This is a genomic window from Longibacter sp. (genome assembly GCF_051155795.1).
In the GTDB taxonomy this organism is placed as follows: Bacteria; Bacteroidota; Rhodothermia; order Rhodothermales; family Salinibacteraceae; genus Longibacter.
The window spans coordinates 87,040-95,796 of sequence record NZ_DAXETW010000014.1 but is presented as its reverse complement, the minus strand read 5'-3'; the positions used below and the strand labels follow the sequence as shown (position 1 = coordinate 95,796).

Genomic DNA, 8,757 nt, shown 5'->3' with positions numbered 1-8,757 from the left:
CCGAGGATGTACGGCATGTACTGCTCGAACATGCTCGCACTGGATGACCCGGCCGGGAAAAAGAACATCACACTCAGGCCGATCCCGACAAAGACCAGCGAGAAGATGATGGGGACGATGCGGCCAATCTGAGATGCGAACGGGAGAGACAGTCGCATGACAATAGATATGACGATGGGGGGATGAACGCGTGGGCGCCTCGCGGAGACGACACACCGTGTATGGTTATATGCGTAATCGACCGTCGCGACAGGTCAACATCGTGACCTCCGCGTCGCTGATCAACCCGAATGCCATATCGAGGGCGCATCTAAAATTGCGCAGGTACAAAAAAGTACCGCACGGGAATGAACCCCGTGCGGCACATGACTCAAAATGTCCGTCCGGTTAACCCTGGTCCCGTGACTCATTCGACGAAGACTCCGACTCCACGGACTCGGTCTCGGCGTCGGAAGAAGCACCATTTTCCGTCTGCGCCTCCCCATCCTCCGCGTCACTGTGGGTGCCGTTGGTTAACACGTCCTCGAACCCGTCCGTGTCGCCGTTCACAAGATCCAGAACATCAGACCCCGGCACGACCTCTCGTTCAATCAGCAGATCCGCTAGACGGTCGAAGGCCTCGTGATGCTCCCGCAGCGTGTCGATGGCCCGCTCGAACGCGTTCTCCGAAATCGCTCGGATCTCATCATCGACCTGACGGGCGGTGTCGTCACTGTAGTTCTTCCCCTTGGCAAGTTCTTCTCCGAGGAAAACGCGACCCTGATCGTCGCCAAGCGCGATATGGCGAAACTGCTCGCCCATTCCCCAGTCGAGCACCATCTTTCGCGCCATCTGGCGGACCTGTTTGAGGTCGTTCTCTGCACCGGAGGTGGCGGTGTCGAAGATCAACTCCTCGGCGGCCCGGCCGCCCATGATGACGGCAAGACGGTCCAGCAGATACTCACGTCGGTAGAGGTATTTTTCCTTTTCGGGCATCTGTTGTGTGACCCCCATGGCCTGCCCGCGCGGTACGATCGTGACCTTGTGAATGGGGTCGGCGTACGGCAGGACAGCTGCCACGATGGCATGACCGGCCTCGTGATAGGCCAGAAGCTTCTTCTCGTCGTCGTCGATGACCATGCCCTCGCGTTTCAGGCCCATGATCACCTTGTCACGCGCCTCCTCAATGTCTTCGCGTTCGATGCGCTCCCGGTCGAACCGGGCTGCGAGCAGCGCGGCCTCGTTGAGAAGGTTTTCCAGATCGGCCCCGCTGAATCCGGGCGTGCTCCCCGCGATCACCTCCAGGTCGATCTCGTCCGACATGGGCTTATTGCGGGCATGGATCTCGAGGATCTGGGTCCGAGCCTGCTTCGTCGGAAGCGGCACCGTGATCTGGCGGTCGAAGCGCCCCGGACGCGTAAGTGCAGAGTCGAGGATGTCCGGACGGTTGGTTGCCGCCATCACGACGACCCCCTGATTTTCCTCAAACCCGTCGAGCTCCGACAGAAGCTGGTTGAGCGTCTGCTCTCGTTCGTCGTGCCCGCCGCCGAGCCCGGCGCCGCGCTGCCGACCGATAGAGTCGAGCTCATCGATGAAGATGATCGCCGGGCTGTTCTCCTTGGCGTCCTCAAACATGTCGCGCACGCGGGACGCACCGACACCCACGAACATTTCCATGAAGTCCGATCCGCTCACGCTGAAGAACGGGGCATCCGCTTCGCCGGCGACGGCGCGGGCGAGTAGCGTCTTGCCTGTCCCGGGCGGTCCGACCAGCAGAACACCTTTCGGGACCTTGCCGCCCAGCCGCTCGAAGCGTTCCGGGTTCTTGAGAAACTGGATGATCTCGCGCATCTCCTCCTTCGCGCTCTCCGCGCCAGCGACATCATCGAACGTGGTGTCCTCCTCCCCCTTGTCGAAGAGTTTGGCCTTGCTTTTTCGAACGGAAAACAGCCCCTGACCCTGCGACTGCATCCGTCGGAGGAAGAAGTAGCCGATCCCGAAGAGGAGCAGGATCGGAAGCAGCCCCATGATGACAAGAGTCCACGGGAAGTCCGACTTCGGCTCGGTGGCGACCTTCACGTTGTTCGCCTCGAGCAGGTCCATCAACTTCTCGTCCCCGAACGATGGCAGGTACGTGACGAACGACTCGTACGACGTGGAGTCGCCTTCGGCGGTCGCCGTTTTGGATTCATTGACGAGGTCACCGACCACGCGCTCACCCTGAACCGTCACCTGGTCCACGTTGCCCGCCTGCACTTCCTGGCGGAATTCGGAGTAGCTTACGCGTTCGGCACCGACGGTCGGACCGGTGAACTGCTGGTAGGCAAACAGCGCGAGCAGGATACCCGCCACGATAAATATGATCATGTTGCCGCGTCCGCCGCCACTGTTGCGCGGACCCGGCATCTTCGGGCGGTCCTTGTCGTTGGAAGGTGCTTCGGAGTTTTCTCGATCAGCCACGTTCGGTACAGCGTTGTGGGGATGATGTGGAGGAGCGACGCGCCCGCTTTGATGGACGGTCGCTGGATCGCACGCGCCCGTCCAGAATACCGCGGGAAACCTTCGGCCCCGGACGGGTCGGCGGCGCACAATTTAGTCGATCATCCCCTCATACCGACGTGCGCGTACATTGTGTCTCACACGATCGCCGCTCGGCGCCGATTCGTTGTCGAAGGGATGAATTTGATGCGTTTCCCCCGGCGCGTTACACAAACGTTCCGTCCCAGTCGACACGCCGATTCGGACTGCCCGCCCTTGATTTCAGTCGTTCGCCGTATCTTCTCGTCTATCGCTCGATTCGCGCGCCGGCAGCACCTGCACGGAAGGCCCTGAGGCCGCGTGCTCCAGCGTGGCGGGAAGATAAATACTCATCCGCGTGCCGAACTTGGGCGTCGACTCGACTTCGATCTGGCCGTGGATCAGGTCCAGCAGCTTCCGGACGATGGCCAGCCCGAGGCCGCTGCCCTCATGCTCGCGCCGGATGCCCTCCGACTCCTGCGTGAAGGCGTCGAACATCCGTCGCTGGAACGCCTCCGACATGCCGATCCCGGTGTCGACCACGTCGACCACGAAGCCCCCCTCCCCGGCGGCAACCGTGACATCAACGGATCCGCCCGACGGCGTAAACTTGATGGCGTTGCCGATCACGTTGCGCAGGATGCGCTGGATGGCGAAGGGGTCCGTCTCGCACGTAGTGGTGGACGCAAGCACGTCAAGTGAGAGGGTGACACCGCTTTCTTCGGCCAGCGGCGCAAGCTCGTCACACGTGTCCTTCACCTCCTGTAAAACGTCGACCGGCTCCGTCGCCGGCGTCAACGCTTCCGCCTCGAGGCGAGACAGATGGAGGACCGAGTCCAGCGTGTCCCGAAGTCGCAGACTTCCGACCCGTACCCGTCGCGCAAAGATTCGCGTGCTTTCCTCCGTCGTCTCCTTTTCGATGACCTCGGCAAAACCCAGAATAGACGTTAGCGGCGTACGCACCTCGTGGCTCATGTTGGCGAGCATCGCCGATTTCAGCCGGCTCGCCTCCTCCGCCACATCGCGCGCCTCTCGCAACTCGGCCTCGTCCGCCAGCCGGCGCATGACCGTCTCCGCATTCCGCGCAAGAATCTCGATCAATTGCACGTCGAACGCATCGATGCCGCCGGGGACGGTCGTGCCCACCGAGATCGTCCCGAAGACACCGATCGGGATATAGGCGGCCGAACGGACGCGTCCCCGATCGACCCGGTCGCCCGCCTCGCGGACGTCCGCAAACGCGAGCGTCTCTCCGATTCGGTATGCGCGAGCGACGATCGAGTCTCCGTCGACCGGGTAGTCCGGGCGCGGCTGGGACATCGTGTTCTTGACGCCCTGCGTCACGCTCGTGGGCCGGAGAACGTCGTCGACCCGCAGCCGGATCGCCGATATTTCGTATCCCATCGTGTCCTCGATCAGCGACAGCATTCGGTCGGCGACGGACTCGAACGACCCCAGCTGGAGGAGGCGACTCATTGCCTCGTAGAGCGCACGCACCTTCGACTGCCGCTCGCGCGCGGTACGGCGACGCTGGTATTCATCCGTGACGTCTTCCACGACGAACACCGCTCCCGTCAACGACCCGTCGGCCGCCTGGAGCGGGGCGCCGTTGATCGACAGAACCCGACGGCGACCATTCGGCCACTCGATGCCGTGCCGAACGTCATAGACCGGCGCGTTCGTCTCCTTTACCATCCGAAACGGCTGCGCGGCGTCGGGCAGAGGATCGCCCTCGACCGTGGTATGCTTCCACCCGGGATCGTCGTACGAGCGCTTCTGCAAATCACTCGGCGTCAGCCCCAGAACCTCCTCGGCGCGGGCATTCGCCCGCTTGATATTGCCCCGGGTGTCGAGAACCGTGATCGCCACGGGGCTCGTCTCAAAGATGCGGGCGAGCAGGTCTCGCTCCCCGCGAAGCGATCGGGCAACGCGGTCCAGGCCCGGGTGAACCGCCGGCCGACGAAGAGCGGACCGGCACAGATCGATTGTCGCCCGCAGCATGGCAGAGGGAATGTCTTCCGCGGATGGAATCAACAGGGCTCCAACGGGCCGACTTGCGTCTCCGACGGTTGCGGCGTGAACATGCCACCGCCCGACGTGTCCCGGAGACGGGGCGCCCGCTCGCTCCAGCCACGCGGACACATCGGCGACCGGTAGCGCGGCGGCAAGGTCGTCTGGTGCACCGACGGCACGCCACGCGCCATCTACCGGAGCAGCGTACACCATGCCGACATCTGCTCCGGTGGCATCGTGGAGGAACGAGCACACGTCACGGAGAAGAGTCGCCCGATCGTGTTCAGCACCGTCGTCCACCGTCGAGCGGCGCAGGAGACGTGCGTACGCGACAACGGCCTCCGTCGGGAGATCCTCCACGGACATGCTATGGTCGTCGGTCATGAAACCAAGGGACGGGACGCGGGCGACACCCTGGGACCGATTCGGTCCAACCCCGAAGGCCACGCCGACAACGATCAGAACAACGTGGGTTGCCGCGTGCTCGGCCGCCACGTGCTCCGGCGGCGGAAACGAAAGCGACGCGGAACGAGGCGAGTGATTGTTCGAGGGAGTATATGAATTGTAACAGACGTGGCACCATCCGTTCCGGGCCGATGTCCTGATCCCGCACGGCCGTCGAACCCGCTCGTGCATCGGGTGGCGACACGACCGCGCCCGGCGTTTGCTACCGTCGCACCTTCGCACGTATCATATCGGATGGATGGTCCGCCTTTCCCGGTTGATCTTTCCGCCCCGACCAATGGCTCATTCTTCCACACCACGTTCATGTCTGAAACCGCTTCCACAACCACGCCGGCCTTTCCGTTCGGACAGGAGATCGTCTGGGAACCGGATCCCTCCGACATGGCGGCATCAAACCTGCAGGCGTTCATGGACCGGCACGGCATCGATGGGTACGACGAGCTTCAGCGGCGATCGACGGATGATGTCGCCTGGTTCTGGGATGCCGTCCTGGACGATCTTAACATCGAGTTCTACCGGGACTACGACGACATCGTCGACCTATCCCGCGGCATCGAGTTTCCTGAGTGGTGCGTCGGCGGAGAAATGAACATTGTCCACAACCTGCTCGACAAATGGCAGGGGACGAGCGTGGAGGACCGTATCGCGCTGCGATACGAAGCCGAAGATGGAAGCACCGTCAGCCTTACCTACGGCGCCCTGAATCACCGGGTCTGCCAGTGCGCGAATGCGCTGCGTGCGATGGGTCTCGGGAAGGGCGACCGCATCGGCCTGTTCATGCCGATGACGCCCGAGATCGTGATCGCTTTCCTCGCGATCATAAAGATCGGCGCGGTCCTCTGCCCGCTGTTCAGCGGGTATGGGGCCGGGGCGGTTGCGACCCGTCTGAAAGGAGCCGAAGCCAAAGCCGTCTTCACGGCAGACGGATTCACTCGGCGCGGCAAGGCCATTCACCTGAAGGAAACAGCCGACGAGGCGCTGGCGCAATGCCCGACGGTGGAGCACGTCATCGTTCACCCGCACCTCGGGCGCGATGACACGCCGATGACGTCGGGGCGTGACGTGTGGTGGGCCGACGCCATGGCAGGACACAGCGGGAGTGCCGAGACTGAGCGGACGGCGGCCGAGGACATGGTCATGCTGATCTACACCAGCGGCACCACCGGTGCCCCGAAGGGAGCGGTTCACACGCACTGCGGCTTTCCCATTAAGGGCGCGCAGGACATCTACCACGCGATGGACCTGAAGCCGGGCGAGACGATGTACTGGATGAGCGACATGGGCTGGATGATGGGGCCGTGGCTCGTTTTCGGTACGCTGACGATCGGCGCCACAATGGTGCTCTACGACGGCGCGCCGGATTACCCCGGCCCGGACCGTTTGTGGCAGATCGTCGAAGACCACGACGTCACGCACCTCGGCGTGTCTCCCACGCTGATCCGCGCCCTCAAAACGCACGGAACCGAACCGGTCGACAAGCACGATCTGTCGTCGCTCCGCGCCGTCGGGTCGACCGGCAGTCCGTGGGATCCGGAGTCGTGGCAGTGGTGCTTCGAGACGGTTTTGGATGGGGAGAAACCCATCCTCAATTACTCCGGCGGGACCGAGATCTCGGGCGGCATCCTGTGCGGGAATCTGTTTCGGCCGCTGAAACCGGGCGCGTTCTCCGGACCCGTTCCCGGGATGGCCGCCGACGTCGTCAATCCGTCCGGTGAACCCGTCCGCGGCGAGGTCGGCGAACTTGTCATCCGCAAGCCCTGGATCGGGATGACGCGAAGCTTCTGGCAGGCCGACGAGCGCTACCTCGACACTTACTGGCGCCGTTTCGACGAGACGTGGGTCCACGGCGACTTCGCCGCCATCGATGATGACGACCTGTGGTATATCCTGGGACGGTCCGACGATACGATCAACGTTGCTGGAAAACGGCTGGGCCCGGCCGAGGTGGAGGCACTACTGAATGCCCACGAGGCCGTCGCGGAGAGCGCCGTGATCGGCGTCCCACACGACGTGAAAGGCAGCGAGGTCGTGGCCTTTGTCGTTCTGCGCCCGGACATTTCCGCGGATGACGTGCTACGCGACGAGTTGATGCAACAGGTCGTTTCTGAACTTGGGAAGCCGCTTCGCCCGAGGGACATCCTGTTTACCGAAGCACTTCCCAAAACGAGGAACGCCAAGGTCATGCGCCGGCTCATCCGAGACGCGTATCTCGGGGACGACCTCGGCGATACGTCGAGCCTCGAGGATCCGTCAACGATTACGGCGATCCAGGAAGCGTCGTGAGGTACGGATCGGCGATGGCTCCCGTCGCCCACTGCAGATCCGCCCGGGCGTGGCGAACCGCAACCCGTGCTTTGATTCGCTCCACCCGAGCCTCGGCGAACGCCTGCTCTCGCTGGTTCAACAGAAAAAGGGTGCTCTCGCCGAGATCGAACCGTCGCTCCTCGGCTCGCTGAAGACGTCTCGCCAGCTGCACGCGGCGCTCGGCGGCTTCGGCACGGCGCTGCGCCTCTCGGAGTCCGACCACGGCCGAACGGACGTCGGCTTCAATCTTGCGTTCCGTCAGAAGCCGCTCCAGGTCGGTCTGCCGCACCTCAATCTCCGCTTCGTCCACGGCGCTTCGATCCCCGCGGAAAAAGAGGGACTGATCGATCTTGATGCCAACTTTGACGTCGGCCACGTCCATCGGCGTGTCGTCATAGGAGACCGCCTGCGCCTCCAGCTTCAAGTCCGGGCGCAGGCCGACCCGCGCCAGACGCTCGTCGATACGGGTCTGCTGAAGTTTGACGTCGATCTCCTGCAACTCCGGACGCCGGCGAAGCGCTCGATCCATCGCTTCCGCCTCCGCGGGCACATCCCTGCGCAGGACGGGGGAAGCCCCCTCGACCGGCATGTCCGGCGCTGCGAAGTCGAAGCCCATCGGGGAGCCGTCCGGGTTCCAGAGAAAGACCGCAAGCTTTGCGGCGGCCTGTTCAGCCTTCTGCGTGGCCGCCGCGACGGCTCCCTCCCGGCTGACCACGATCAGCTCTGCTTCCACACTGTCAATCGCTGCCTCCTCCCCGATCCGGGCGCGGCGCGAGATAAAGGTCTGTCGCTCTACCGCCACGTCGACCAGCTCGCGGTTGACGGTCAGCACCTGCTGCGCCTCGACCCACGTCAGGTAGGCCCGCGTGGCGTCGAGCAAGAGCTGATTGCGCCGCACCGACTGCCGCGCATCCGCGCGCCGGGGCTCGAGCCGTACCTTCTCCAACTTCACGCCCCGCTTTCCGGTCGTCCATCCCACCAGCGGCGCCACCTCGAGCCCGACCCGTGTCTCTCCGAACGCCGATGTTGCCACCGACGGATCGATGCTCGACCCCAGACCCCGCCGGTAGTCCATGGTCAGATTCGGACTGAACGGCAGATTGAAGGGCACGCTCAGTCCGCTTCGGAGAACGTTCAGCTTGTCGTTCTCATCCTGCGTTTTGTACTCATAGCCGGACGCAAACGTCGGATCGAACAGACCCCGCGCCTCAAGCACGCGAGCGGCAGCCCGATCGTCTTCCAGCCGAATCGACCGAACCTCAGGGCTTTCCTGAAGCACCATTCGCAGGAAGTCATCGAGCGATAGAACAGAGGAATCCGGGTTCTGCATCGGCGCCGGGTTCGCCTGGAGGTCCGGCTGCGCCGCCGCAGACAGGGACACCCCGATCAGGGTACAGCCCAACAGCAGAGCGCCAAGGATGCGTGGCAACAGTCGAGCGGTCAGAACATGGATCATCTGGATGAAAGGGTCGAGGGGAA

4 protein-coding genes are annotated in these 8,757 nt (G+C 63.5%); 1 reads left to right on the top strand and 3 read right to left on the bottom strand.

The window, feature by feature from the left end; genetic code table 11:
- Positions 1-387 precede the first annotated feature (387 nt).
- Together ftsH and ACFCU0_RS02990 are read right to left on the bottom strand one after the other, a co-directional pair.
- Positions 388-2,346, bottom strand: coding sequence for an ATP-dependent zinc metalloprotease FtsH (ftsH, locus tag ACFCU0_RS02995; RefSeq protein ID WP_434972180.1), 1,959 nt, complete (start codon positions 2,344-2,346; stop codon positions 388-390).
- Between the two features lie 393 nt (positions 2,347-2,739).
- The gene (locus tag ACFCU0_RS02990; RefSeq protein WP_434972179.1) at positions 2,740-4,893 is read right to left on the bottom strand and encodes a PAS domain-containing sensor histidine kinase; all 2,154 of its coding nucleotides are present in this window, start codon (positions 4,891-4,893) and stop codon (positions 2,740-2,742) included.
- 384 nt (positions 4,894-5,277) lie between these two features.
- On the opposite strand from ACFCU0_RS02990, the gene ACFCU0_RS02985 reads away from it, so the two are divergent.
- Positions 5,278-7,257: an AMP-binding protein gene (locus tag ACFCU0_RS02985; protein ID WP_434972178.1), complete on the top strand. Its 1,980-nt coding sequence runs from the start codon at positions 5,278-5,280 to the stop codon at positions 7,255-7,257.
- On the opposite strand, the gene ACFCU0_RS02980 is transcribed toward ACFCU0_RS02985, so the two are convergent.
- Positions 7,232-8,734, bottom strand: a complete 1,503-nt coding sequence (locus ACFCU0_RS02980; RefSeq protein WP_434972177.1) for a TolC family protein — start codon at positions 8,732-8,734, stop codon at positions 7,232-7,234. The genes ACFCU0_RS02985 and ACFCU0_RS02980 overlap by 26 nt on opposite strands.
- Positions 8,735-8,757 lie beyond the last annotated feature (23 nt).